Source organism: Halosimplex amylolyticum, from assembly GCF_051414035.1.
Taxonomy (GTDB): domain Archaea; phylum Halobacteriota; class Halobacteria; order Halobacteriales; family Haloarculaceae; genus Halosimplex; species Halosimplex amylolyticum.
In genome coordinates this window covers 1618186-1642368 of the sequence record NZ_JBLKNW010000001.1, presented here as the reverse complement: position 1 = coordinate 1642368, position 24183 = coordinate 1618186, and the positions used below count along the sequence as shown (strand labels likewise).

The 24183-nt window shown below is 67.7% G+C and carries 25 protein-coding genes and 1 tRNA gene; 9 read left to right on the top strand and 17 right to left on the bottom strand.

Going from position 1 to position 24183, the window contains the following annotated elements:
* Positions 1–114 precede the first annotated feature (114 nt).
* From ACMGFE_RS07720 to ACMGFE_RS07675, 10 genes are all read right to left on the bottom strand, one after another.
* Entirely contained in the window at positions 115–495 is a 381-nt protein-coding gene (locus ACMGFE_RS07720; RefSeq protein ID WP_436925161.1) for a pyridoxamine 5'-phosphate oxidase family protein, read from the bottom strand.
* 28 nt (positions 496–523) lie between these two features.
* Entirely contained in the window at positions 524–688 is a 165-nt protein-coding gene (locus ACMGFE_RS07715) for a hypothetical protein (protein WP_436924517.1), read from the bottom strand.
* A 248-nt stretch (positions 689–936) separates the two neighbouring features.
* The gene (locus ACMGFE_RS07710; protein WP_436924516.1) at positions 937–1938 is read right to left on the bottom strand and encodes an ion channel; all 1002 of its coding nucleotides are present in this window, start codon (positions 1936–1938) and stop codon (positions 937–939) included.
* A gap of 162 nt (positions 1939–2100) precedes the next feature.
* Positions 2101–2781: a carbonic anhydrase gene (locus ACMGFE_RS07705; RefSeq protein WP_436924515.1), complete on the bottom strand. Its 681-nt coding sequence runs from the start codon at positions 2779–2781 to the stop codon at positions 2101–2103.
* 82 nt (positions 2782–2863) lie between these two features.
* Complete coding sequence (locus ACMGFE_RS07700) at positions 2864–3649, bottom strand: NAD(P)H-hydrate dehydratase (RefSeq protein WP_436924514.1); 786 nt, start codon at positions 3647–3649, stop codon at positions 2864–2866.
* A gap of 95 nt (positions 3650–3744) precedes the next feature.
* On the bottom strand, positions 3745–4557 hold the full coding sequence (locus ACMGFE_RS07695; protein ID WP_436924513.1) for an AAC(3) family N-acetyltransferase: 813 nt from the start codon (positions 4555–4557) through the stop codon (positions 3745–3747).
* A gap of 75 nt (positions 4558–4632) precedes the next feature.
* Positions 4633–6048, bottom strand: coding sequence for a hypothetical protein (locus tag ACMGFE_RS07690; protein ID WP_436924511.1), 1416 nt, complete (start codon positions 6046–6048; stop codon positions 4633–4635).
* 94 nt (positions 6049–6142) lie between these two features.
* A complete protein-coding gene (surE, locus tag ACMGFE_RS07685; RefSeq protein ID WP_436924510.1) occupies positions 6143–6934 on the bottom strand; it encodes a 5'/3'-nucleotidase SurE in 792 nt (263 codons plus the stop codon).
* 78 nt (positions 6935–7012) lie between these two features.
* A complete protein-coding gene (locus ACMGFE_RS07680; protein ID WP_436924509.1) occupies positions 7013–8521 on the bottom strand; it encodes a small ribosomal subunit Rsm22 family protein in 1509 nt (502 codons plus the stop codon).
* Positions 8521–9321 (bottom strand): prephenate dehydrogenase/arogenate dehydrogenase family protein, encoded by an 801-nt coding sequence (locus ACMGFE_RS07675; RefSeq protein WP_436924508.1) that lies wholly within the window; start codon positions 9319–9321, stop codon positions 8521–8523. The genes ACMGFE_RS07680 and ACMGFE_RS07675 overlap by 1 nt, the downstream gene beginning before the upstream one ends.
* Positions 9322–9446: 125 nt before the next feature.
* Here ACMGFE_RS07675 and ACMGFE_RS07670 point away from each other — a divergent pair, with 125 nt between their 5' ends.
* Positions 9447–10226 (top strand): fumarylacetoacetate hydrolase family protein, encoded by a 780-nt coding sequence (locus tag ACMGFE_RS07670; RefSeq protein ID WP_436924506.1) that lies wholly within the window; start codon positions 9447–9449, stop codon positions 10224–10226.
* Between the two features lie 31 nt (positions 10227–10257).
* On the opposite strand, the gene ACMGFE_RS07665 is transcribed toward ACMGFE_RS07670, so the two are convergent.
* Positions 10258–11619 carry an NAD(P)/FAD-dependent oxidoreductase gene (locus tag ACMGFE_RS07665; RefSeq protein WP_436924505.1) on the bottom strand — a complete coding sequence of 454 codons (1362 nt, stop codon included), beginning with the start codon at positions 11617–11619 and terminating at the stop codon, positions 10258–10260.
* A 130-nt stretch (positions 11620–11749) separates the two neighbouring features.
* Here ACMGFE_RS07665 and ACMGFE_RS07660 point away from each other — a divergent pair, with 130 nt between their 5' ends.
* On the top strand, positions 11750–12202 hold the full coding sequence (locus ACMGFE_RS07660; RefSeq protein WP_436924504.1) for an acyl-CoA thioesterase: 453 nt from the start codon (positions 11750–11752) through the stop codon (positions 12200–12202).
* A gap of 71 nt (positions 12203–12273) precedes the next feature.
* Complete coding sequence (locus ACMGFE_RS07655; RefSeq protein ID WP_436924502.1) at positions 12274–12732, top strand: DUF7992 family protein; 459 nt, start codon at positions 12274–12276, stop codon at positions 12730–12732.
* A 24-nt stretch (positions 12733–12756) separates the two neighbouring features.
* Here ACMGFE_RS07655 and ACMGFE_RS07650 read toward each other — a convergent pair whose 3' ends face one another.
* Together ACMGFE_RS07650 and ACMGFE_RS07645 are read right to left on the bottom strand one after the other, a co-directional pair.
* Positions 12757–12900, bottom strand: a complete 144-nt coding sequence (locus tag ACMGFE_RS07650) for a rubrerythrin-like domain-containing protein (protein ID WP_436924501.1) — start codon at positions 12898–12900, stop codon at positions 12757–12759.
* Between the two features lie 93 nt (positions 12901–12993).
* Positions 12994–13680, bottom strand: a complete 687-nt coding sequence (locus tag ACMGFE_RS07645; protein WP_436924499.1) for a YbhB/YbcL family Raf kinase inhibitor-like protein — start codon at positions 13678–13680, stop codon at positions 12994–12996.
* A 96-nt stretch (positions 13681–13776) separates the two neighbouring features.
* Between ACMGFE_RS07645 and ACMGFE_RS07640 the strand changes: the two genes are divergently transcribed.
* Entirely contained in the window at positions 13777–13965 is a 189-nt protein-coding gene (locus tag ACMGFE_RS07640) for an HEWD family protein (protein ID WP_436924498.1), read from the top strand.
* Positions 13966–14415: 450 nt separating this feature from the next.
* Positions 14416–14970 (top strand): FxLYD domain-containing protein, encoded by a 555-nt coding sequence (locus ACMGFE_RS07635; RefSeq protein ID WP_436924497.1) that lies wholly within the window; start codon positions 14416–14418, stop codon positions 14968–14970.
* Between the two features lie 143 nt (positions 14971–15113).
* On the opposite strand, the gene ACMGFE_RS07630 is transcribed toward ACMGFE_RS07635, so the two are convergent.
* From ACMGFE_RS07630 to ACMGFE_RS07620, 3 genes are all read right to left on the bottom strand, one after another.
* Positions 15114–16670: a polysaccharide deacetylase family protein gene (locus ACMGFE_RS07630; RefSeq protein WP_436924495.1), complete on the bottom strand. Its 1557-nt coding sequence runs from the start codon at positions 16668–16670 to the stop codon at positions 15114–15116.
* Positions 16671–17273: 603 nt separating this feature from the next.
* Positions 17274–17347 (bottom strand) — tRNA-Thr (locus tag ACMGFE_RS07625).
* Between the two features lie 11 nt (positions 17348–17358).
* The gene (locus ACMGFE_RS07620; RefSeq protein ID WP_436924494.1) at positions 17359–17841 is read right to left on the bottom strand and encodes a GNAT family N-acetyltransferase; all 483 of its coding nucleotides are present in this window, start codon (positions 17839–17841) and stop codon (positions 17359–17361) included.
* A 364-nt stretch (positions 17842–18205) separates the two neighbouring features.
* Between ACMGFE_RS07620 and ACMGFE_RS07615 the strand changes: the two genes are divergently transcribed.
* Genes ACMGFE_RS07615 through ACMGFE_RS07600 form a run of 4 tightly spaced genes read left to right on the top strand, consistent with a single transcriptional unit; the run spans position 18206 to position 22581 of the window.
* Entirely contained in the window at positions 18206–19480 is a 1275-nt protein-coding gene (locus tag ACMGFE_RS07615; RefSeq protein WP_436924493.1) for a branched-chain amino acid ABC transporter permease, read from the top strand.
* Complete coding sequence (locus ACMGFE_RS07610; RefSeq protein WP_436924492.1) at positions 19477–20904, top strand: branched-chain amino acid ABC transporter permease; 1428 nt, start codon at positions 19477–19479, stop codon at positions 20902–20904. Before ACMGFE_RS07615 ends, ACMGFE_RS07610 begins: the two co-directional genes overlap by 4 nt.
* Positions 20897–21799, top strand: coding sequence for an ABC transporter ATP-binding protein (locus ACMGFE_RS07605; RefSeq protein WP_436924491.1), 903 nt, complete (start codon positions 20897–20899; stop codon positions 21797–21799). The genes ACMGFE_RS07610 and ACMGFE_RS07605 overlap by 8 nt, the downstream gene beginning before the upstream one ends.
* The gene (locus ACMGFE_RS07600; protein ID WP_436924490.1) at positions 21796–22581 is read left to right on the top strand and encodes an ABC transporter ATP-binding protein; all 786 of its coding nucleotides are present in this window, start codon (positions 21796–21798) and stop codon (positions 22579–22581) included. The genes ACMGFE_RS07605 and ACMGFE_RS07600 overlap by 4 nt, the downstream gene beginning before the upstream one ends.
* 59 nt (positions 22582–22640) lie before the next feature.
* On the opposite strand, the gene ACMGFE_RS07595 is transcribed toward ACMGFE_RS07600, so the two are convergent.
* A complete protein-coding gene (locus ACMGFE_RS07595; protein ID WP_436924488.1) occupies positions 22641–24002 on the bottom strand; it encodes an ABC transporter substrate-binding protein in 1362 nt (453 codons plus the stop codon).
* Between the last annotated feature and the right edge of the window lie 181 nt (positions 24003–24183).

Here is a 24183-nt window from a genome sequence, read left to right as displayed (position 1 = left end):
GATCTCAGCTACCTGAACAGGGTCGAGCAGCGCGAGAGCAGATAGCTTCCAACGCGGCTCGGTCGAGTGAGCTCGAGAGGAACCTGTTACTGTCTGGTAGTAGACGCGACGGTCTCACTTCCTCAGTACCGGTACTGAACGCACCGGGCGGAACGGCGACCAGCAAGTGTTCGAGAACGGGAAGTCCCTGCCCTGCGGCCGTCCGTTCGGCCAGCGTATCCAGGTGGTCGCTGGCCCCGTCTTCACGGCGTTCGACGACCTCGCCACGAACCGAGAGATACCGATACGGGGTCTCCAGGTCGCGATTGCCAGCGTGACGCGCGGGCCGTTGCGGACGTTCTCGTCTTTGCGATCGTTCTTGATTGGGTTCACCAGGACGTGCTCGCCGTCAGAATCGACCCAGCGTGGTGCGACGTGTGGTGATCCGTCGGGTAGCAGCGTTGGGACGAACGCGAACGACCGTTTCTCGAAGAGATCCTGGTACTCCGCCGGGATGGGCGCTAACTCGCCTCTCGGCTGGCCACTATCGTGAGTCGATCAACCAGCCCAAAATTGGACCGACGATCCCCGCACCGACGACGATACCGAGAAGCAGGTCGTCGAGAAACAGCCCGATGGCTACCCCGAACGCGGTTCCGACGAGTAGGCCGGCTCCCCAGTTCCCTCCCTTCGAGACCATGTAGTCCATCTGTCCGGAACCGGGATAAATACCTACGACCGAATCGACGGCGTCGCGACCGGCGTCATCGTGACCGATGCACCCTGTCCGTCCCGTCGTCGCAGCAATGTCCCATCGACGGCGAGGTTCGACGAGGCTTCACCACCGACGACGCGCCCTCGTCTGGACGTGGTTCGGCCGGACGGCGGCCGCGGTCACGGCTGTTCGACTCCGTTCTGCCAGCTCCGTCCGCGTCTAAACCCGACGGGGCGGTCACGTCAGTCGTCGGTCGCTGGCGGCCAGTCCCACGCGTCGGCGGTCACGGTGCCGAGGAGCATTCGTCGTCGCTCATCCATGTCGTCGAGTGCGGCGTCGAACGCCTCGTCGGTGACCGTCGGGACGTCCGCGTCGCGGAGGCGGTCGAGGTCGGGCGGTGGCGGCGACTCGTCGGCGGGCTCGATGAACGCAGTGCCGAGCGTGTCGACGTACCCCTCCACGCTCGAGCGTGCACTCTTGACCAGTGCCGCGTTCGGTCCGCGGTCCGCGGGGACGCCGTACCGCAGTATCGTCAACGCCTCGTCGAAGACGGCGACGGCCATCGGGAAGGAATCCTCCGCGTTCTCACTGTGATAGTAGTGGAGGATCGGATACGCCTTGTGCTGTTTGGCGAGGCGGTCGATGTCGGAACTGAGCGTGTTCAAGAGGAGGTCGAGATTCCGGAAGTCCTCACCGTCCCACCCGCTGCGGACGAACCGCTCGCTCCGGTCGCCCTGGCCGGTGATCTTCGAGGCGTACGTCCGCTTGTCGACGACGGCGCCGAGCACCGAGAGGACGTAGGAGACGGCCATCGTGACGAACAGCATCCCGCTCGCGGTCGTGAGCGAGGTCGCGCCCTGCCAGACGCCGTCCGTGGGGGTGAAGTCTCCGTTCCCCATCGTGAACACCGTATAGGCGACGAAGTAGCTGCGCTCGGCCCAGCTGATCGGGCCGCTGTCGCGGGTGTCGACGAGAGCGGGGTCGCCTCCCGCGAAGACGAGCGTCCAGCCTCCCCAGAGGAGTCCGACCCACGTCACGAGCGAGAGACAGAGGATCAGCGGGCCGGCGACGCTGAGCGACCGGGAGCCCTGGCTCCCGACGCGCCGGAGCCCGCGCCACACGCCGCTCGTGAGCCGGGAAGAGAGGGGACCGGCTCCCCCGTCGGCCCAGAGCGTCGTCCACAGGAGGTCGACGGTCACTACGACGAGAACCAGGATCCCGACGACGGCGTACGCGACCGTCATTTCGCCCCCCGTTCCGGCGAACCGACGGCTCGCTGCCGGCACTTGGTATCGGTCACGACTCGCCGTTGGAGCGGCAGCCAGTAGAGCGTTTTCCGCGGTCCGCGTCGACCCTCGCCGCAGACGGAGAACGACGGGGTGCTCCGTGGACGGGCCGCGATCGAGTCAGTACTCCCAGAGTCGGTCGATACGAGATTCGACCTCGGGGTGGGACTCCCGGAGCGCGTCGACGCTCCGTTCGCCGTCGACGTTGATCACGTGGACCTCGCCGCGGTCGCCGCCGTACACGTCCTGGAAGTCGTAGACGACGCCGACCACGTCGACGCGTTCCGGGACGTCTTCGCTGCCGACCAGCGACTCGACCTGTCTGTCGACGTTGTACTCGACGAGCCGGTTGACGGCCGTCTCCTCGTCGAGACCGTCGGGTAGCGCCTCGACGCCGGGTTCGAGATGTGGTTTCAGGAGGGCGAGGCAGTGCTCGATCCCCGGCGGTTCGGACAGGTCGTCCGTCAGCGCCTGGTACGTCGCCGTCACGGCGCCGCAGCCGGTGTGACCGACGACGACGGCCGTCTCGGTGCCCGTGTGTGCGATGGGGTAGAGCACGTCGCCCGAGACGACCTCGCCGGACTCGGTCCGCTGGACGACGCGGTTGCCGATGTTGCCCGCGGTGAACACGCGGCCGGGTTCGTCGTTGCCCCAGATGTGGTCCTGGAGGACCCGCGAGTCCGAACAGCAGACGGTGACCGCCGCGGGATGCTGTGCGTCCTGCACGTCGTCGAACCGGTCGGCGAACGCGTCCGCGTGTTCGGCGTTGCCGTCGAGCAACTCGAGTACGGTCTCGTTCATACGGGGTTGCTCAAAGGCCATGGAGTTGACTCCTTCGCTCGAGCCGAAACTCGCACCGGACGCCGTACGCAGGTGGATGCGGTCACCCGCCGCTCTCGAAGGCCGCGGGCACGCGGTCTATCACGTCCGTCGCGACCATTCCGGAACCGTACTCGTCGGCCGCGAGTTCGCCCGCACGACCGACTATCCACGGGCCGAGCCGGGCGGCGTCGACGGGTTCGAGGCCCTGGCCGAGCAGGGACCCCACGACGCCGGCCAGCGTATCGCCCGTCCCGGCGACGGTCATCGCGGGAGTGCCCTCGTCGTTGACGTAGCGGTCGTCGCCGTCGAAGATCACGTCTTCGGCGCCTTTGGAGACGACGACGGCGCCCGTCGCCCGGACGAACTCGTCGAGCGAGCCGTGCTCGTCCTCGATCCGCTCGACCTCGGCGCCGTCTGGTGTGAGGACCATCCCCTCGAAATCGGCTCCCAGCGCCGGTCCGATCGCTGTCGCGTCGACCACCGTCGGAACGTCGACCCCGTCGACGACCTGCCTGATCGCCTCCGGGTTGGGGGTCTCGAGCCCGGGCCCGACGACGAGCGCGTCGCTCCACTCGGCGACGGTGAGCACTTTGCCGACGGAGTCGGGGGTGAGGACGTCGCCGGTGAACCGGTTCGTGAGGAGGTTCGGGGAAAAGCCCGCGACCACCTCGATGGCGACCTCCGAGGTCAGGACCTTCGCCACGTCCGACCCCGTTCTGAGCGCGGCGAGCCCGGCGAGCGCCGGTGGGCCCGCGAACTCGATGCTCCCTCCGACGATACCGAGGCGGCCGTTGTCCCCCTTCTCGGAGTGCGGGCCGCTGTCGAGTTTCGAGAGGAGTTCCTCCATGCGAGCGAATGGGTGCGCGGCCTCAACAGTGCTCGGCCGGCATTCGAGGGCCCGAGCGGCGGGGACGTCGTGCGGACCGCGCGAGTGGCGGGCGGTCAGCGGTTCGCGTCGAACCACTCGGCGGCGAAGTCGACGAGCGCGGGCTGGCTGACGAGTCGCGCGTCGGCGTCGCCGACCGTTCCCCGTTCGAAGGCCTCCCCTCGTTCGGCCTCGAAGGCGGTGCCGACGTCCGCGAAGTCGGAGGTGTCGGTCGCCAGGTCGTCGTACTCGACGCGGACCACTTCGCCGTCCTCGACGACCGGCGCATCGTTCCTGACCGTGTTCTTGGGGAATTCGGCGCGGTACTCGGCGAGGTGGAGCGACGTGTTCGTGTCGTAGCCCGTCCCGAGCATCAGGACGTTCCCGTCGCGTTCGTAGACGCGCGCGAGCGGTGAGTGTTCGCCCAGCCCGTAGTCGTAGTGGTGGTCGGCGACGACCGCCTCGGCGTCTGCGCCCCACGCCGCGAACGAGAACGTCGGGTGGCGGCTCCTGACGGCGTCAGGGTAGGCGCGAAAACACTCCGGGATCGAACCCACGGACCTGGAGGGGGTGCTCTCGGGCCGGAACGGCGGTCGTGCGTCCCGGATCGTCTCGACCCAGGCGTCGGGGACCGGCGGATTCGACCAGAGTTGTGGGTCCGTGTACTGGCCGGTGTGCGTCGGAACGACGAGCGTGCCTCGCTCGGTCACCGCCTCCCGGAGCGCGTCGACGACCGCCTGCGCGTCGCCACAGACCCAGCCGAGTGCGCTCAGCGAGGAGTGGACCAGCAGCGTGTCGCCGGCGGCGACGCCGAGGTCGCGGAGGTCGTCGAGCATCGTCGACACCGTGACGGGCTCGTCGACCCGGTCGACGGCGGCGTGTTCTCCCATGGCCCGCCTTCGGGGACCGAGAATTTGAGTGTTGTGCGACGGGCGGGAGCGGGAGGAGCCGGAGACCCGCCGCGGTCAGCCGACCGTCCCGACGGTCACGTTCCCGTTGGTGCCCGACGCCGTGGCGTTCGCGACGAACGAACGGTCGCCGGCGAAGACCGTGACCGTCTGGGCGTCGACGCGGACGAGGCGGTAGGCCGTCTCGTCGCTCTCGGGTCGCTCGGCCCGCCAGCGGTCGAACGCGTCGGCGAACTCGTCGGCCTCGCCGGCGTCGTCCCATCGCAGCGCCCAGGCGAACCCGTGTCGGCTCCGGTTGTCGGCGTGGCGCACGTGGGCGACGTGGTCGCTCCCCCACCCCGCCGCGGCCGCCGACGCGATCGAGCGATTCAGTTCCGCGCGGAGCATCGTCCGGACGACGACCTCGCCCCGGGTGTCGTAGTGGCGCGAGACGTCCGCCCAGTCATCGCTCGCGTTCACCGCGATGGAGAGGTTCCGTTCGGGTTCCTCCGCTGGCGTGTAGCCGTGGATCAGCTGTTCGGTGGTCACGGGGGTCGGCGTCGACTGGTCGTAGAGCCAGGAGACGTTTCGCGGGCTCTCCACGTGCGAGGCGATGTACCGGGCACCGTAGAGGTACCGGGCGCGGAACAGCCGCCGGCCGGCCGGGCCCCGCTCGTACTGTTCGCGGAGTTCCTGGGTCTGGTTCCACGAGGTGTTCATGTACCGCTCGACGTACGCGTCGGTGATGTAGACGGAGGCGCCCTCGACGAGGCCCGCGGCGACCTGCTGGGAGTCGGTGTCGTCGACGAACCCGCCGAAGCCGCTGGTGTCGGCCACGTCGCTGTGGAACTGCATCCAGTGGACGAACTCGTGGGCCAGCAGCGTCTTGACCTGCCGTTCGCTGGCGTTCTTCGGCATCACGACGATCCGGTCGGGGCTGGCCTGGCCGTGGTAGACGCTCGTGTTCACGAACTCGGAGCCGTACCCGAACGCGTCGTAGAACGGGTCGGCCGCGAGCTGGTCGTTGTAGCGTTCGAGTCCGGGCATCTCGTCGCGGACGTACACCGTCGGTGGCTCCACGTCCGTCCCGAGCAGTTCCTGGACGTCGGCGTACACGGCGTCCTCGTCGACGGAGAGGTTGCCGCCGCGGACGGCGACGTCCGGCTCCTCAGGAGCATTCGGCGTCGGGGTGGGCGTCGCGGTCGGTGTCGGCGATCGTGTCGGCGTCGGCGACTGTGTCGGCGTCGGGTTCTGCGTCGACGTCGCTGTCGGGATGGCTGTCGGCGTCTCCGCTGGCGTCGGCGAATCAGTCGGTGTACCCGTCGCCGTCGAATCCCCCGGGTCGGCCGTCGAGTCGCCGGGCGTCGCTGTCGGTTGCGCGGTCGATGCGTCGGTCGCTGCCGGCGTCGCCGTGTCCTGTCCGCCGAGGAGGCTACCGCAGCCGGCGAGCAGGAGGAGGGCGACGACGCCGAGGGTGGCGGCGGTCTGTCTCATTGTCGGGGCCGCTGGAGGGCGGTTCGATCGGAATGTCATTCGTCGAGAACGTATACGTTACGATCGACCGTGCGACTGGCGCCGCGTGGATCCGTCAGGCGGCGTCTCTGAACGCCTCGGCCAGCGCGTCGAGTTCCTCGTGGTGTTCGGTGGTGTGGGGGGCCGTCAGCGGCGAGACGCTCACGTCGCCGTCGACGACCGCCCGGCGGTCGCTCCCCTCGGGGTCGGGGATGTCGCCCTCGGCCATCCGTTCCCAGATGCGGTCGTGCAACTGTATCGCGCCCTCGTCGCGAGTCGCGGTCATCTGGTAGACGTCCGACGGGACGGTGACCTGCATTCCGGCGGGTCCCCACTCCGCGACCGGCGCGTTGACGTTGAGGTAGTCGGCGTCCTCGAACACGCCCGTCCCCGGCGTGCGCTCGACGAGAAACTCCGTCGCGCGCGCCGCTTCCGCGTAGCTCTCGGGGTCCACCTGCACGTCCTCGTAGGCCGCGTCGTCGCGGACGGGGATGTACATCGAGACGGAGATCGCGGGCACGTCGAAGAACGTTGCCTCGACGGCGGCCGAGACGGTGCCCGACCGGCCCAGGACGTACGACCCGAGGTTCGCGCCCTGGTTGCAGCCGGCGACGACGATGTCCGTGTCGGGGGCGAGCGACCCCAGGCCGGCGACCGTGCAGTCCGCGGGCGTCCCCTCGATGGCGTAGCCGAGGTCGTGCTCGCGCACGGTCACGTCGTGGGAGAGCGACCGTCCCACGGCGCTCTGGTCCACCGCCGGTGCGACGACCGTCACGTCGCCGACGTCGGTGAGCGTGTCGTAGAGCGCGCGCAGGCCGGCGCTCTCGATCCCGTCGTCGTTGGTCAGGAGGATCGACGGCTCGTCCATACACTCCGTGGGGAGGGGCGTCGCAAAAGCCCTGCGCTCGGGGAGACGCTGGCGATCAGTTGCCGAATCGGCCCGCCGTCAGACCGGCACCCGGTCGACCACGGTTTCGCCGTCGACGACGAGGTTGTACGCCTCCTCGTCGTCGTTCCAGAGGACGAGGACGTTCTCGAACGAGAGCACGTCGCCGTAGTCGGCCGCGCGCAGGTCGGCGTTGAGCGTGGACTCCTCGGTCAGGACCGCGAAGTGGTCGACCTGCTGGCTGCCGTCGCCGATCCGGAACAGGTCGTTGCCCCCCTCGGAGAGGTCGTGGCTGAGCTTCGCCGCGTAGTAGTTCAGCCGGTCGGTGACGTGGTCGTCGCTGTCGGCGAGTCTCGCCACGCGCGAGTCGTCCGGCGTGAAGTCCACGCGCCGGCGACCGTCGCGCCGGAGGAACGTGTAGGCGTACTGGACGTCGACGTTGACGAACTCGCCGTCCCGGCGCTCGGGCCCGTCGAGCCCCGATTCGCCCGGCTCGCCCTCGTCGAGGCGGCGCTGGAAGGCCGGGACCTCCACGTCGGGCTTCACGTCGAACGACCAGCAGTCGTCTGCGGGCGTCACGCCCGGCCAGAGCCGGACCGTCGGGCCGTAGATCGCGAGCGGTCCGCGGTCGGCGACCGCGCGTTCGACTTCGCGGAGACCGAGCGCGGTGTTGCGGTCCGCCGGTGCCAGTCCGACGACGGCGCCGTCGGGGGCGAGCGCGTCGGCGTACCGCCGGACGACCGATTCGGGGTCGTCGAGTTCGCTCAGCACGTTCGAGAAGAGGATCAGGTCGAATCCCGTCGGCGGGCTTCCGTCTTCGTCCTCGTCACTGCCCCCGTTCCCATTCGCTCCCTCGCTCGTCTCCGCCCCGACCCACGCTCCGGGGTCGAACGACTCGGCCGTCTCGCGGTGGACCGTCGCGTGGAAGTTCCTCCCCGATCCGTCGAGCATCGCCTCCAGCACGTCCGCGGCGTCGCTCGGTTCGACCGCGTGGTAGTCCACGAGCGCGTCCTCCGGGACCAGGTCGTGCAGCCCCAGTGCGGGCCCGCCCACGCCCGCGCCCACGTCGAGGACGCGGAGTCGCTTCGGCACGAGCCCGTCGCGGGCCAGTTCCGCGAGGACGTACTGGACGACGGCGTAGTAGTCCGGCAAGTGGTAGACGGCGTACGCGAGCGCGGTCTCGGCGTCGTAGGCCACGTCGCGCTGGTGGTAGTAGTCGTCCTTGATCGCGCGGATCCGCTCGCGCAGTCGGTCGCCGGAGTCGCCGTCGGGCCAGCCGGCGCCGTAGCGCTCGACGAGCATGTCTTCCAGCACGCGACCGTACTCGACGGGGAACGCCTCCACGCCGTGGAAATCCGTCGAGAGCGGCCCCTCGTCGACCGGTTCGAACGTGCCGTCGGCGCGCTCGACGAGGCCGAGGGCGACGGCGGACTCGCGGAGCACCTGTTTCACCGCCGTCGGGTGGGGCTGGCCGTCGACGTACTCGTGGATCTCGTCGGGGTCGATCGGCCTGACCTTTCGCAGGTACTTCGCGTTCGAGCGCACCTGTTCGCGTTGCTCGGCGTTCATCACGACTCCCCGTCGGATGCACGCGTATCTTCGAGCGCGGGCGCCCTTTCCTGGCCCGCTTGTCGGTACAGTTCCTCGAAGCGTTCGCGGTCGGCGTCGGCGATCGCGCGGGCCGAGTCGGCGACGCTCTCCGCGCCGTCGAAGACGGCCTGGATGTCGGCGTAGACGCCCGGGTCGTTGCCGGTCACCGTCTCCAGCACGTCGAACAGCACGGCCGAGACGGGCGTCTGGAACTCGTCGGGGACCGGTTCGGCCGCGAGGCCGAAGGCGAGGACGGCGGCGTGGGCGCGGGCCTGCACCGTCTCCATCGCGCGATCGTGCTCTCGTGCGGTCGTCTCGAAGCAGTCGTTGCCGGCGTCCGCGAGCGCCGCCCGGATCTCGTCGGTGACCGGTCCCGGCGCGTCGGCGACGACCGCGACGTTCCCCGGGGCGTTCGCGGCGGCGAACAGCGGGTGAAAGCTCACCCGTTCGAGGTCCGGGCCCGCCGCCGCCATCGCGTCGATCGCTCGTCGCATGACGCCGGTCACGTCCACGAGCGCGCGGTCGGCGCGGTCGGCGTAGCGCTCGACCGCCGACTCGACGGCCGGTATCGGCACGGCGACCGCGACCACGTCGAAGGTCTCGTCTGTATCGGTCGGGACCGCTCGGGCCGAGACCACCTCGAAGGAGTCGGCGGCGTCGCGGGCGACGCTCGGGTCGGCGTCGGTGAAGGCGATGGCCGGGGGGTCGGGCGTCCCGTCGGCGAGCGTGCGGGCGAACCACCGCCCCATCTCGCCGGCGCCGACCACGAGCAGGTTCATGCGGCGAGGCTACTGTGCCGGCTTCCAAAAGCCGTTCGGTCACCCGTCTCCGCGGTGGGTCCGACGGTGTGTCACGCCTTCCCGTTCTGAAAACGCTTATCAGTCGGCCGGGAGATGTCCGACCCATGAGACGCGTCCGCTTTCGCGATTCTGCCGGCAACGTGCGCGGGGGTCGGTGGACCACTAGAGACGGGGAGGACGTCGTGACCGCCGCCGCGGGTCCGTACGGACGCATCGCGTTCGGCGACGAGACGTTCGATCCGGAGGAAGTCGACATCCTCGCCCCCTGCGAGCCGACCAAGATCATCTGCGTCGGTCGAAACTACGCCGACCACGCCGACGAGCGCGACGAGGAGGTCCCCGACAGGCCGCTCCTGTTCATCAAGACGCCCAACACCGTCGCCACCCACGGCAGCACGGTCACGCTCCCGGCGGGCAAGGAGCGCGTCGAGTACGAGGCCGAACTCGGCGTCGTCATCGGCGAGCAGTGCCGCAACGTCGACGCTGTCAACGCCGGGGACGTCATCGCCGGCTACACCTGCTTCAACGACCTCTCCAATCGCGACGACCAGGACGTCGAGCAGAACTGGGTCCGCGGCAAGGCCTTCGACAACGCCGCGCCCATCGGCCCTGTCATCGCCACGCCGGAACACCTCGCCGACGACGCCACCGTCGAGGCCCGCGTCAACGGCGAGGTCCGCCAGTCGGAGTCCATCGACAAGATGATCTTCTCGATCCCGGAACTCATCGAGGAGATAACGACCTACATGACCCTCGAACCCGGCGACGTTATCGCCACCGGGACCCCGGAAGGCGTCGGCCCGCTCGCGGACGGCGACGAGGTGGAGATAGAGATCGACGACGTGGGAACGTTGCGGCACTCGGTCCGGTTCCCCGACGCGTAGTCGGAACGGTCTTCTCCGCGCCAGTTCGTCGCTAAACGGAGTACTCGTCCTGCCGGATCTGTACGTACTTGCCGTCGCGAAAGCCCCGCTTGGTCCACTTGTAGTCGGCGACGATCTTCAGCGCCGTCGTGCCCGACCGCAGGGCGCCGGCCCAATCGTACCCGCCGCGGTTTTTCATCGTCCGGGTCGCCGCGAACACGCGGTCCCAGTCGGCCGGTTCCCACCCGCGGACGACCTCCGCGAACGCGACGTTCCGCAGGATCTCCTCGCCGATGGCCTGCTTCCACTCCCCGTTGTACCGAAGCAACTGGTCGTTCGCGGCGAGTCGACCGGCTATCTCACCGGTCCGGACCGCCACGTGGTCGCCGCCCTCGTGGAACGCCGACGTCGTGCCCATCGCGCCGCCGACGACGGCGATCCCCGCGCTCGTCGGCGAGTCGATCGGTCGCGTCGAGGAGATGGGATACGCCTCGGTGCCGCCCGACTTCCCGCGGTCCTCGACGAGCGGGAAGTCGTCCAGGTCGTAGCCGGGGTACTCCCGTTCGAGCAGTCGCCGCAGGTAGACCGCGCCCGCCGGGATGCGTTCGTCGTCGGGGTCGAGGAGCGCGTAGTCCTCTGGGTTCGCCACGTCCTCCAGGTCGAGGTCCATCGGCATCGTCAGGCCGACGCGAGCGACGTTGTCGTCGTTCGGGAAGATCCACGGATAGGCGGTGTGCCCGGGGATGACGCCCCACCAGAACTTGATGTGGGCGGGGTCGAACAGCTCCTCGGGGATGCGGCGGTGTTCCTGGTAGGCGATGTGGTTGGCCCGTTTCGGCCCGAGGTACTCCGAGACGCTCCGTCCCCCGGGCAGGAACTGGTCGAGCACGCCGGTCGTGACCGTCCGCTGGGGGCCGTCGGCGAGGATCAGGTAGTCCGCGCCGACCTCGTCTCCGTCCGCGAGGGACAGGGTGTGGCGAGGGTCGCCCGACAGGTCGGTCTCGACGCCGTTGACGCTCGTGCCGACGCGGTACCGGCCGCCGGCCTCCTCGGCGCGGTCGCGGAGCCAGTCGTCGAACTTCGCGCGGTGGAAGGCGAACCCGAAGTTGTCGTACGAGGCGTCGATACCGGTCTCTTCGAGCGTGACCGACTCTGTCGGGCCGATGAACTCGGCGCCGTCGAGGACGCTCAGGATGACGTCGTCGGGAATCTCCTCGGCGGAGATGCCCATGATGTCGACCCAGTAATCGAGCATGCCGGCAGCGTCGGTGGAGTCGGGGCCGATCCGGTCGCGGTCGGCCCGGGGGACCCCTTTCTCCACGACGAGGGCGTCGGCGCCCTCGCGGGCGGCCGCCCACGCCGCGGAGGTGCCGGCGGGACCCCCGCCCACGATCGCTACGTCTACGCGGTCCATACGCCTACCCCTGCCTCGATGGAGTATAAATCCCCCTTTCATTCTTCCGCGTCTCGGACGGACGGACGCGCTCGGCGGGTGGAACGGACGAACGATCAGCCCTATCAGTGCGGTGGTCCAACCCCCGCCGATGCCAGACCTGATGGAGACGTATCTGGAGAATCGGTGGATGGTCCAGCCGAACCACGCCAACTCCCTGGGGACCACCCACGGCGGGAACGTGCTCAAGTGGATGGACGAAGTGGGCGCGATGTCCGCCATGCGGTTCGCCGGCCGCGACTGCGTCACCGCGCGGATGGACCAGGTCGACTTCAAACAGCCCATCCCCGTCGGCGAGACCGCCCTCGTCGAGGCCTACGTCTACGAGACCGGTCGATCCAGCGTCCGCGTCCGCCTCCGCGTCTTCCGCGAGGACCCCCGCTCCGGCGAGCGCGAACTCACCACCGAATCGTACTCCGTCTACGTCGCCATCGACGACGACCGCGAGCCCGTCCCCGTCCCGGAACTCACCGTCGACAGCGAGGAGGGCCGACGGCTCCAGGAGGAAGCACGCAACGGCGACGACAAGGAGTCCACGGCGTAACGGATCCACTCCGGGGCGAGTGCGCCCACTGTGTGCGTGGACTTTTCCCCCGACCCGGCGTATTCCGCTCCATGACGCTGGACGTCGACCCGCCCGAGCCCCCGGAACTGGAGACCATCGACCCGAACGAGTACGACGACGCGCAGGTCGTCGACGACACCGACTACCGGCGCGACGAGATCGAGGACTACCTCCGCGACGGCGCGTGGGAGCAGGCGTTCGAGGAGTGGGCCGAGCGGACCGACATGGACGATGCCACCTTCGAGATCGTCGCCGACCTCGACCTGCTGGAACGGTTCGACTTCTTCTGGGACTCCTACGCCGAACGCGTCGGTTACCACGCGCCCGGCCTGCCCGAGGACTGGAAACACCGGGACATCCACCCGGACCTCGACTCGTGGGGCACCGTCTCCGCGATCAACGCGGGGCTGACCGAACTCGGCCAGGAGGTCTGCGACGTGCTGAAAGACGAGTACATCGAGTGGGAGACCGAGTACGAGGCGCCTGACGACCTCCCGGACTTCGAATAGGCGAGTTCGACGTCGGAGATCTCTTCACTCTCGCGGGACGGCCACGTTTCGCATCCGCCCGCCACACTCCGGACAGGAACCGATCGACCCGTCGGTCGTCACTCTGTGCAGGCAGTCGGTGCACTCGTAGCGCGATCGCTCCGCTGTGTACGGATCTTCACTGAACATGCGATAAACTTTGACACACGTCAGCAAAAGCGTTCCTTCAAGGAAATACTAGGTGTATAACGCTAGTAAATCAGTTCGAACGTCCACTCTCGATCACCGGTCGAACTCGCCCGTGAATCGGTGTTCGTCGAGGACGTGTCCGTCGAGCGCGGATTCGAGTTCGCCGCGGCCCGCACCCGCCCCGAGTTCCAGGGTCGTATCGACGGCGTAGGAGGTGAACCGGTAGGTATGAGCGCCGTCGTCGGCCGGCGGGAGCGGGCCGCGATAGCCGATCTCGCCGAAGTCGTTGGTTCCCTGCCGCGCGCCGTCGAGCGCGTCGACTGTCTCCGTCTTCGGGATCCCCTCCGGCAGCTCCGTCGCGTCCCCGGGGACGTTCCAGATCAGCCAGTGGAGGTACTCGTTCGCGTCGGGGTCGTCGACCACGAGGGCGAGCGTCTCCGCGCTCGACGGAGCGGATTCGATCCGCAGTGGCGGTGACAGGTCCTCGCCGACACCGGTGTACTTCTCGGGGATCGTTCCACCGGTCTCGAACGCCGTCGGCGAGACGACGAGCGGCTCGCCCCGCACGTCTCTGCCGTCCGTCGCGGGCGGCGTCTCGGATTCGCCGACCGTCCCCGAGGGCGTCCCGGACCCGCTGTCGGCCGGGGAAGGCGCCGCTTCTGCCTCGTCGGTCGGGGAGCCCGCGTGCTCGTCGGTGGCCGTCTGTTCGTCGGGGTTCGACGGACAGCCCGCGAGGAGGCCGATTCCGGTCGCGAACACGAACCGACGTCTGGAGACCATGGTGAACGATACGATCGGTCGTCTTTTCAGCGTGGGGGTCCCCGGCCCGACGACGAGTAGGGGAAATTAATTACCCCCCGTGACAGAGACTGGTGTATGACAACGATCGTCCCCCCGAAAGAGCGAGTCTGCGAACGCTGCGGTCGAGCCGACGTCTGGGACGACGAGACCGGCAGCTGGACCGTCGCGACCGACGAGGACGGCGAGCGGCGCACCGGCGACGCGTTCTGTCTCCACGAGTGGGACATCAACGGCACGTACAACCCCCTCGAAGAAGGCGCCTGAATCGAGCGCGACACTGGTGAATATTCGACGGTTCCTTCAGAATTTGCGAATAGCCAGTCAACGTTTCCGGTCCCAATCCCCCACGTAATTCCCTCGTGACGGGCCCGGCAGATCCGTTCGTGAAAATATGGGGAATATACCTTTGTAGTTTGATTGTAAGCAGACAGTATGAACCGACGACAGTTCCTCGCGACATCGGTTTCTGCAGCAGCACTTGGCCTCGCCGGCTGCGGGAGTGATGACACGCGGACGGTCGGCGGCGGCGACGATGGCGACGATACTACACCGTCGCGCACGCCGACTCCGACGCAGACGCCTTCCGATTCGGGCGACGGAGGGCCCACACCCACAGAAACGGAGGCTCCCACAGAGACTCCGACGAACACCCCAACCGAGACGCCGAGCCCGACGCCATCGCCGACTCCGGCCGGGGAGCCAAACGTCCAGATCGTGGATTCTGAACTGGTCGTCGATGAGGGGGAGTACTCGACGGAGACCTACGTCGCCGCGACCCTGGAGAATCAAGGCGACGCGCCGTCGGGACAGATTACTCTGACTGCGGAGTGGTACGACTCTAACGGCGACTTTCTCGACAACGACAACAAGTATCTCCCGATACTTCGTGCCGGAGAAACGTGGGAAGCACGAGTACACGCGCTGACCGACGACGAGGACATCGACGACTACGAACTGTCCGGAGAGTACGATCCTTCCCCGGCGAAGCCCCCAGAAGACGTCGAGATCGTCGAAACCGACCACGAGGCCAGTAACGACGGGAGCGTCGTCGTCACAGGGCGCGTCGAGAACAACACGGGCGACGAGATCAGTTATCTCGAAGCGGAAGCACTGTTGTACGATGACTCGGGAGTCGTCCTCGACGGCGATTGGACAAATCAGTCGGGAATTCCGGAGGGTGAAACCTGGCGCTTCGAGATCGAGTGGTTCCAGTTCGACCGGGCTGACCGAGTCGCCGACCACGACGTGATACTGACGACGAGCTTCTGAACAACAGTCGGTCCGAGGGTGGCGCGATTGGTCGAGACCCGGGCGTCACGACTCAGAGCAGACTCAGCACTGCGTCTGATCCCACTGGTGAGGAGGTTCACAGACGCCTTTCTCCCTGTGACCGAGAGCTAAATCGATCGCGGTCAGCAGGGATAGATTTTGACGTTCTTGACGTGTAACTCGTCGGCGAGCGTCCAGATGTCGAGTTCCCACTTGGTTTTTCCTTCGGTATTCCCGGTGTCGGACCGCGGGACGCCGACGGGACAGTACAACGTCTCCCAGGTGTGATCGACGGTGAAACTCGTCTCGGCTCGCGGGAAGCCGTCGAACGAGTCGGCGCGGACGGACACGCCGGCCGACCCCAGCGGGGCACGCGCGTCGAACTGGACCATCATCGTCGTGAAATGCGGGTTGAGCTGCACGTCCCGGGTCCGCAGACCGCCCCAGCGCTCTTCACCGTTCATCGCGCCGATCGCCCAGTACGGGTCGTCGTCGAAGTTCTCGACGGCGGCATCGTTCCCGAACGGGAGCCAGAAACTGTCACCGAAGTCTTCGAACTTCGGTGAGGACTCCTGGACGATGTCGCCCTCCGGCAGGGTCCACGGGATGAGCAGTCCACCAGTGGAGGAAGCGACGTGCAGGTTGCCCGCGTCCCGCTGTTCGACGACGTAATCGAAGATCTCCTCGAGCCGCGACCAGTCGTCTACCTTGTGGCTGTGGAAGAACAGCCGCAGACGGCCCTTCGGCCGTTTGGTCAGCCGGTCGATCGTCTCCTTCGCTTCGGCCGCCGTGGCCTGGTCGCTCCGTTCGATGATTGTCGAACTCTGTCCGTGCTTGGCCGTCGTCGCGGTCGCGGAGTAATGGTTGCCAGCGGTCGCCCACCCGTGACCCGACGCGGCGAACAGCGACCGGACCGTATAAAACTGCGCTTCGTCGTACTCGCCGAGGTTCAACCCCCGACCCTGTCTCGGCTGGAGGTGGGCCACCGGGAACCCTTTCGCCTCGAGGTCGCGCTTTTGCTCGCGGGCGATCCGCAACAGGTCCTCCATCGTCTCGACGCCGTCGCTGTTGTCACTCGGCTCGGTCAGGCGACCGCCCTCGTCGATGCCGCCGCTCCCGGTGTAGAGGCCGACTTCGCAGCCGTGTAACAGCATCTCCTTGAGCTGGTCGGTCGTGATGAGTTTCTCGGCGTCGTCTTTCTCGAGTCGTCCCGGCGTCGCGCCCATCATCCAGGGGAGTCCCCGCTCGCGCATCCGCGGGTACAGCTCTTCGTACTCCTCGATGTGGCTGCCCTCGCTGTGGATCATGACGACCGGCGTGTCGCGAGTCGGATACGTGGCGACGTGTTCGGGCATCTCCACCGGCCAGCTCGGCGGGGCCGGGTTCGCCACGCGTCCGGCCAGGCGCTCGTCGAGCGTGCGGCCGTGGACGTACCCCTTGCTGGAGTGGACCTGACCGGCCTTGACGACGTCGACGTCCCGCGTCGCCGAGGTCCACGAGTCGCCGTCGCCGTCGTACACCGCGCCGGTGTCCGTCGCGATGAACGTGGCGGCCTCGTGGGGCGTGTACCTACCGAGGTTCGCTTCCTCGTCTCTCACGACGAGTCGCTCCTCGATCGTCTGCATGTCGGGCGAGTGCGTCCAGTCGGTCTCGCCTGGCTCGTACTTCCGGAGGTCGTGGTTCGGCGTGCGTTCAACCACGTCGGGTCACCCAGACGGACTCCCGTACGCTGGCGCTCCGTATCCTGCATCGCCGTCGGGTCGGCCAGCCCCTGTCGTTCCGGAAGATTCAGTGCTGTTCGTCGGCCCCGGGCTCGTGGACGCGGTGACCTCGCTCGTTCCGGACCGGGTATCTCCCGGCGAGGTGGCCCCGTATCCGATCGCTCGGATGCGTCTGTCGGCCCGCGCACCGACTGTCCCGCGGCGTCGTCGCTCCGACGCTCCGATCGGAACGCCGACTGCTATCGTGATCAAGTCGCGGCGTGATAGTTGCAATAGTCACACCCATCGAACCACTACCCCGGAGAGACGTTAGTTATTCGTGACATTACCGCAGTAGTACAGTCTGGTTACTCCCACTTTTCGGGTGGAGTCCCGGGACCGACCCGCGTCGACGAACCCCGCAGACCGATCCGACCGGCTCTCACAGCAGGTCCGCGAGCATTCCCACCGGCGGCTCGATCCAGAGTCTGCGTGGATTGTCCCCCCAATCGAATCTCGGATTTCCGCTCTTCAGTCCGTTCAACGGAGCGTCCTCACCGCTCCGAGCGGTCGCTCACGCTCGCCCCCGACGACGTCGCAGGAAGCCAGGGCGGGGATTTGAACCCCGGGAGTCTCGATTACAAGTCGAGTGCTTGAACCACCCAAGCTCCCCTGGCGCAGGTAGGGATTACTCCCCCTCCTTTGAGTGGTTATCGCTTTCCAGCGGTTTCTCCAGTTGTACTCGGTGGGTCTCGTAGCCGTGCCGGCGGTAGAACCGTCGTGCTTCGAGGTTGTCCGCCATCGCCTCCAGGACGACCGTCTCCGCGCCCAGGTCGTCGAGCCGTCGCTCGGCCGTCGCCAGCAACTCCCCGCCGAGCCCCTCGTTTCGGTAGTCCGGGCGGACGAAGAGGTTCTCGACGACGCCCTGGGTCACGTCCATCTCGTAGCTGCCGCGATCGAGGGTGAACATGACGAACCCGACGACGACGTCGTCCTCGCTGGCGACGACGAGCCGGTCGGTCACCGCGTGGCGCGTCAACTCGTCGGCGACGACGCTCCGGTTTCGCTCGGCCAGGACGTGCGAATCGTACTGGGTCTGCTCCTCGGCGAGGTCGACCCAGAGGTCGGTGACGGCCTCGGCCTGCGCTACCGTCGCGAACTGGATCTCCATCGGGGACTCGAACATCACCACCGACGGACAAATCTCTTCGGCCGGAAGGGTGGAGAGTTTTATCCCTTCGGGGTTTCGATTGTGATAGAGGGACACGGTATGTTCACCCATAACACGACAGATCGTCGGGGTTCGATGGAGACAGCGCGGGTGACGGGGGCCAAATCGACGTTGGGGTCGCGGCACCGACAACAGGCCGCTAGAGCGCGGTGTCGCGGATTCTATGGACCACACCAGCCTCCGTGCGTGCCGAATCCACCGCGACCGCCGTCGTCGCCCTGCCGATCACCGCCCGCGAGAACTCGTGACCGCTCGGGACGCGTCGCCGACGCGTCTGGTCCGACCGGCGTGCTGACAGCGAATCATGTCGACGAGTGAGCGAGTCGCAGACTGGCCGGCCGCGGTCGTGGAGCGACCGAAGACGGCGCTGTTCGGCGGTCTGCTCGCCTTGCTGGCGCTCGATCTCCTCTTCAAGCTGGTCGGGTTCGAACTGACCGTCGGCGCGACGAAGCTCCTCGGTGGAAGTCTCGCTATCGGACGGCTGATCACGCTCGTCTGGAACGGCATCGTGGTCGGCCTGGGCATCGGACTGGCCGGCATCGGCCTCTCGATGACCTACAGCATCCTGAGCTTCGCGAACTTCGCGCACGGCGACTACATCACGAGCGGCGCGTTCGCCGGCTGGGGGGTCGCTCTCCTCGTCGCCGGCTTCGGGAGCGGTCTTCTAGAGGGGAATTTCCTCTACCTCGCGACGGTCGGCTTCGGACCGCGGGGACCGAGTGCGGCCGACCTCTCGATCAGCGTCCTCCAGACGCCCCTCGCCGTCTTCGGAGGGCTGATCGTCGCCGTGCTGGCGACCGTCGCGCTCTCGCTGGTGCTCGACCGACTCGTCTTCAAACCGATGCGGGATCAGAGTGGGATCGCGATCCTGATCGCCAGCATCGGCGTCGCGCTGGCGCTCCGCTACGTCGTCGTCTTCGTCTTCGGCCCGCGCAACCGTGGGCTGACCGCCGGCAGCGCCAAACTCGTCTTCGCCAGCGTCGACGGGAAACTCGCGATGGCCGCGAAGCGCTCGACGATCATCCTCGCGCAGGGCGGGGACGTACCCGCGGACGCCTTCTACACCGAACTCCCGGTCGTCGACCTCGGAAGCTACTCCGCCGAGTTGCTGACGGTCACCAGCGCCGAGGTGACGCTCGTCGTCACGTCGGTCGTACTGATGTACGCGCTGCACGTCGCGCTCCAGCGGACGAAACTCGGCAAGGCGATGCGCGCGATGGCCGACAACGAGGACCTGGCTCGCGTCACCGGGATCCCGACCGAGCGTGTCGTCCGCGCGACCTGGATCATCGGCGGCGGGCTCGCCGGCGCGTCGGGCTACCTCCTCGCGCTCGAACGCGGCACGCTCGCCTACAACCTGGGCTGGCTGCTCCTGCTTCTCATCTTCGCGGCGGTCATCCTCGGCGGGATCGGCTCTATCTACGGCGCGATCATCGGCGGCGTGCTCATCGGACTCACCAACTCCGTCTCGCTCGTCTGGATCCCGTCGTCGTTCTCGACGGCCGCCGCGTTCGCTATCATGATCCTCGTGCTCGTGATCCGCCCGGACGGCCTCTTCGGGGGGGTGACGACCGCATGAGCGGCGCGGACGACGGAGATCGCCCGGGTGGGTCCGGCGCTCTCGAGCGACTCGCAGACGAGATACACGAAGGCGACGCCGGGCTGATCGCGCTCGTCATGCTCGGTCTCTACGGGCTGTTCACGATCTTCGCGATTCTCGGCCCCTCGCAGGGGGTCGGGGGCGTCGTCGCGGCGCTTCAGGCGGTCACGTTCTGGGCGGCGCTGTACGCGATGCTCGTCCTGGCCCTCAACCTCCACTGGGGGTACACCGGCCTGTTCAACATCGGCGTCGCGGGCTTCATGGCCGTCGGCGTCTACACGTTCGCGGCGCTGACGGCGCCGACGGGCGGCAGTCCGCCGGGGCTCGGCCTGCCGCTGTGGGTCGGCGTCGTCGGCGGGATGGCGATGGCCGCGATCGCCGGTGCGGTCGTCTCGCTCCCGGCGCTAAGACTCCGCGCCGACTACCTCGCCATCGTCACCGTCGCGTTCTCGGAGATCGTCCGGCTCTCGTTCCTCTCGACGACGATGCAGGAGTTCACCCTGTTCGACGGGCTCGACTTCCGGATCCTCGGCGTCGAGATCCTCCCCGACGTGGCGCTCGGTACCGGCGCGGGTCGTGGGATCAACATACCGATCAACCCGACGATACCCGTCAAGGCGCTGTTCTACACGAACCCGGGGAACCCCGCGAGTGGCGGCCGGACGGCCTTCGGGGAGGCTGTGCTGTCTGCGTTCAGGTCGGCAGGGGTCAGGGAACCCATCGTCGTCTCGCTGGCCTACACGCTGGTGCTCATCGGCTTCGTCGCCCTCTTTTACTGGCTGCTCAGGCGCATCGGGAACTCCCCGTTCGGGCGCGTGCTCAAGGCCATCCGCGAGGACGAACTCGTGGCGAACTCGCTGGGCAAGGACACGCGGCGGTTCAAGATCACCGTGTTCATGGTCGGCTGCGCGCTGATGGGGCTCGGCGGGATCCTCTGGGAGACCCAGAAGGGCTTCACCGACCCCACGTCGACCACGTTTCGACCGATACAGACGTTCTACATCTTCATCGCGCTCATCATCGGCGGCGCTGGTTCGAACACCGGGAGCGTCGTCGGCGGTGCGCTGTTCGCCGGCCTCCTCTTCCAGGGGCCGCTGTACGTGAGCCGCATCCTCTCGAAGTTCATCGCGACGGGCGACGCGCCCGGCACGTTCGGAGGGGCGGTCGCTCCCATCGCTTCGCTGAACCTCTCGCCGTTCCTGGCGTACACCCTGCAGAACATCTCGACGCTCAGGTTCGTTCTCGTCGGCGTCGTGTTGATCGTGTTGATGCACCGCAGACCCACTGGACTGCTCGGTCACCGCAAGGAAGTCGCGTCGAGCATCGACCTCTCGAAGCGCGAGGGCCCGAGCGGGACGAACGCGAGACCGGCCGCGGCCGACGGAGGTGGCCGCGATGACTGACGACGGGACGACCGTCGAGGGCGCGGGCGATCACCGCGAAGCGGCGGAGACACCGACGGCCGACGCCTCGGCGGCCGAACCCCGGGAACCCACCGAGGAGACGACCGACCGCTCGTCCGACGGTGAGTCGGCGTCGCTGGTCGTCGAAGACCTCCGGAAGTCCTTCGGGGGGATCCACGCCGTCGACGGGGCGTCGTTCTCGGTCGAACGCGGGACGCTGACGGGGCTCATCGGCCCGAACGGCGCCGGCAAGTCGACGACGTTTAACCTGATCACCGGCGTCCACGAGCCCGACAGCGGGCGCGTGACCTTCGAGGGACGTGACCTCACCGGGATGCGGACGCACGCGATCGCGAACGCCGGGCTCGTGCGGACGTTCCAGATCGCGCGCGAACTGGAGGAGATGACCGTCCTCGAGAACCTGATGCTCGCACCCCGGAACCAGTCGGGGGAGAAACTCGTGAACGCGATCACGCCGGGGCTGCGCGGTCGCGTCCGCGAGGAAGAGCGCCAGCTTCGCGAGCGCGTCTGGGAGACGCTGGAACTGTTCGAGATCGACCACCTCGCCGAGGAGCACGCGGGCAACCTGAGCGGCGGCCAGCGCAAGCTCCTCGAACTCGCGCGGGCGCTGTTGCTCGACCCGTCGATGATGCTTCTCGACGAGCCGTTCGCCGGCGTCAACCCGACGCTGGAGGAGAAGCTGCTGGACCGCGTCCACGATCTGCGCGACGAGGGGCTGACCTTCCTGCTCGTCGAACACGACATGGACCTCATCATGGAACACTGTGAACACGTCATCGTCATGCATCAGGGGCAGGTACTCGCCGAGGGGCCACCGGCCGCCATCCGGTCGAACGAGCAGGTCATCGACGCCTACCTGGGGGAGGACATATGAGCGACGCTGGCGATCCCGCTGTGGAGCGAGCGGATGAACCGACCGCGACCGACGCCGCGGACGCGACACCCGTCGACGATCCGCTGCTCTCGGTCCGGGACCTCGACGCCGGCTACGGCGACCTGCAGATCCTGACGGACGTGGATCTGGCGGTCGCCGACGGCGAGTACGTCACCATCGTCGGCCCCAACGGCGCGGGCAAGTCGACGGTGATGCGGTCGGTCTTCGGTCTCACCCGCATCTTCGGCGGGTCGATCCACTTCGCCGGCGAGGAGATCACTGGCGCCGCGCCCGACTCGATGGTTCACTACGGCCTGGGGTACGTCCCGCAGAACGAGAACGTCTTCGCGGGGCTGACGGTCCGCGAGAACCTGGAGATGGGCGCGTACATCCTCGAGGAGTTCCCCGACGAGCGTCTCGTGGACGTGTACGACCGCTTCCCGATCCTCGAAGAACGCGAGGACCAGCGCGCCGGCACGCTCTCGGGCGGCCAACAGCAGATGCTCGCGATGGGTCGGGCGCTGATGCTCGACCCCGACCTCCTCCTGCTGGACGAGCCCTCGGCGGGGCTCGCGCCCGACCTCGTCGAAGACCTGTTCGACCGGATCGACGCGATCAACGACGCGGGCACGGCGATTCTGATGGTCGAACAGAACGCGAAGGAGGCGCTCCGCCGGTGTGATCGGGGGTACGTCCTCGTCCAGGGGGAGAACCGCTTCGTCGACTCCGGCGACGCGTTGCTCGCCGACGAGGACGTTCGCCAGCAGTTCCTCGGCGGGTGAGTTCACCCACGCGGTTGGACCCAAAAAGACGCCGTCGGTGCCGCGACGGCCTCTGGCGATCACTCGGCGTACTCGATGTCCTCGATGACCTCGAACCCGCCTTCCTGGTAGCGGTAGAACTGGTAGGTCGCGGCACCGATGTCGCCGTCGTCGTTGAACTGGATGTTGCTGGAAGCCCCCTGGTAGTTGATCTCGGTGCCGTCGGTGGCCATCGTCAGCCCCTCCGCGAGGTTCTCGGCGGTGACCGTTTCGCCGCCCTCGTTGGCGACGTTGACCATATGGTCACGGATCGCCTCTCCGTTGTTCTCCCCGGCCGCGGCGTTCGCGAGCGCGAGGACGGCGACGGCGTCGAACGACTGGGCCGTGAACGGACTCTCGGACGGGTCGCTGTCGAACTCGTCCTGGTAGAGCGAGTCGAACGCGTCGCGGCCCGGGCCGGTCGAACTCGGGGCCGTCCCCCACACGTTGCGCATCGAGTTGCCGACGTTCCCCGGCAGATCGCCGCTCTGGAGCCCGTCGGGGACGATGATGTCGCAGAAGTCCTGCGAGTAGTCGCCGTAGAAGTCCCGGAAGATCTGCACGCCGCTCTCCGGGTAGCCGACGATCATCAGCAGGTCGGGCTGGTCCTGCAGCGCGGAACTGAGCTGGGAGGTGTACGACCCCTGGCCCGGCTCGAAGCTGACCTCGTTCTGGACGGTGCCGCCCGCGTCCTCCCAGGCGGAGACGTACTCCGCCGCGAGCCCCTGCCCGTAGTCGTTGTTCAGCGCCAGCGTCGCCGTCGACTCGGCCTCCAGCCGCTCCCGGCCCACCGTCGTCATCACGGAGGCCTGGAGCCCGTCGCCCGGTGTCGTCCGCCAGAGGTAGCCGTTGTCCTCGAGGGTAGAGAGCTGCGGTGACGTGCTCGCGGGCGAACACTGGACGACGCCGTTGGGAACGAGGACGTTGTTCGCGGTCTGTATCGTCACCGTCGACGACAGCGCGCCGGCGACCATCGGGTAATCGGCGCTGACCAGCGCTTCCGCGCTGGAGATCCCCGTGTTCGGGTCCGTCGCCGTGTCCTCGAACTGGTAGTCGATCGTAAACGCGTCGCTCTCCTCGTCCATGTGGGTGGCCGCGAGCTCCGCGGCCTGCCGGATCGGCGGCCCGAGTTCGGAGAGGCCGCCGGTGACTCCCATCAGGATCCCCACCTTGATCGTCCGCGACGCCGAGTCCCCGTCGCCGCCGGCCGTTGTCCCCGTCCCGCCGTCCGACTCGGGCGTTTCGGTCGGCGTGTCTTCCGACCCGCCGTCCTCGCCGTTGCCGTCACCGCCGTCGGCGTCGGTCGGCGTGTCCTCCCCTGCCTGCGCGCACCCCGCCAGACCGGCGGCACCGGCGACGCCGAGCCCTTTCAGTATCTTCCGTCGTCGTATCTTGCGAGACATCTCACCTCGTTCGTTAACAAGGACCAAATATAAAGCTGTCCCACAACCTGTCACGTCTCGATCCCAATAGGTAACGCCTGACGTGACGGGAGAACGGTCGAACGCCCGCCGCTACCGAACCAGCCGACCGGGGCCGGATGCAATTACCAGGGACGTTTCATGTAATGGGAGCTTACCCGCT

Coding starts and splice junctions, on each gene's coding strand:
- ACMGFE_RS07715 (WP_436924517.1), bottom strand. CDS start 688: ATGGACTACATGGTCTCGAAGGGAGGGAACTGGGGAGCCGGCCTACTC.
- ACMGFE_RS07710 (WP_436924516.1), bottom strand. CDS start 1,938: ATGACGGTCGCGTACGCCGTCGTCGGGATCCTGGTTCTCGTCGTAGTG.
- ACMGFE_RS07705 (WP_436924515.1), bottom strand. CDS start 2,781: ATGAACGAGACCGTACTCGAGTTGCTCGACGGCAACGCCGAACACGCG.
- ACMGFE_RS07700 (WP_436924514.1), bottom strand. CDS start 3,649: ATGGAGGAACTCCTCTCGAAACTCGACAGCGGCCCGCACTCCGAGAAG.
- ACMGFE_RS07695 (WP_436924513.1), bottom strand. CDS start 4,557: ATGGGAGAACACGCCGCCGTCGACCGGGTCGACGAGCCCGTCACGGTG.
- ACMGFE_RS07690 (WP_436924511.1), bottom strand. CDS start 6,048: ATGAGACAGACCGCCGCCACCCTCGGCGTCGTCGCCCTCCTCCTGCTC.
- surE (WP_436924510.1), bottom strand. CDS start 6,934: ATGGACGAGCCGTCGATCCTCCTGACCAACGACGACGGGATCGAGAGC.
- ACMGFE_RS07680 (WP_436924509.1), bottom strand. CDS start 8,521: ATGAACGCCGAGCAACGCGAACAGGTGCGCTCGAACGCGAAGTACCTG.
- ACMGFE_RS07675 (WP_436924508.1), bottom strand. CDS start 9,321: ATGAACCTGCTCGTGGTCGGCGCCGGCGAGATGGGGCGGTGGTTCGCC.
- ACMGFE_RS07670 (WP_436924506.1), top strand. CDS start 9,447: ATGAGACGCGTCCGCTTTCGCGATTCTGCCGGCAACGTGCGCGGGGGT.
- ACMGFE_RS07665 (WP_436924505.1), bottom strand. CDS start 11,619: ATGGACCGCGTAGACGTAGCGATCGTGGGCGGGGGTCCCGCCGGCACC.
- ACMGFE_RS07660 (WP_436924504.1), top strand. CDS start 11,750: ATGCCAGACCTGATGGAGACGTATCTGGAGAATCGGTGGATGGTCCAG.
- ACMGFE_RS07655 (WP_436924502.1), top strand. CDS start 12,274: ATGACGCTGGACGTCGACCCGCCCGAGCCCCCGGAACTGGAGACCATC.
- ACMGFE_RS07650 (WP_436924501.1), bottom strand. CDS start 12,900: ATGTTCAGTGAAGATCCGTACACAGCGGAGCGATCGCGCTACGAGTGC.
- ACMGFE_RS07645 (WP_436924499.1), bottom strand. CDS start 13,680: ATGGTCTCCAGACGTCGGTTCGTGTTCGCGACCGGAATCGGCCTCCTC.
- ACMGFE_RS07640 (WP_436924498.1), top strand. CDS start 13,777: ATGACAACGATCGTCCCCCCGAAAGAGCGAGTCTGCGAACGCTGCGGT.
- ACMGFE_RS07620 (WP_436924494.1), bottom strand. CDS start 17,841: ATGGAGATCCAGTTCGCGACGGTAGCGCAGGCCGAGGCCGTCACCGAC.
- ACMGFE_RS07615 (WP_436924493.1), top strand. CDS start 18,206: ATGTCGACGAGTGAGCGAGTCGCAGACTGGCCGGCCGCGGTCGTGGAG.
- ACMGFE_RS07610 (WP_436924492.1), top strand. CDS start 19,477: ATGAGCGGCGCGGACGACGGAGATCGCCCGGGTGGGTCCGGCGCTCTC.
- ACMGFE_RS07605 (WP_436924491.1), top strand. CDS start 20,897: ATGACTGACGACGGGACGACCGTCGAGGGCGCGGGCGATCACCGCGAA.
- ACMGFE_RS07600 (WP_436924490.1), top strand. CDS start 21,796: ATGAGCGACGCTGGCGATCCCGCTGTGGAGCGAGCGGATGAACCGACC.
- ACMGFE_RS07595 (WP_436924488.1), bottom strand. CDS start 24,002: ATGTCTCGCAAGATACGACGACGGAAGATACTGAAAGGGCTCGGCGTC.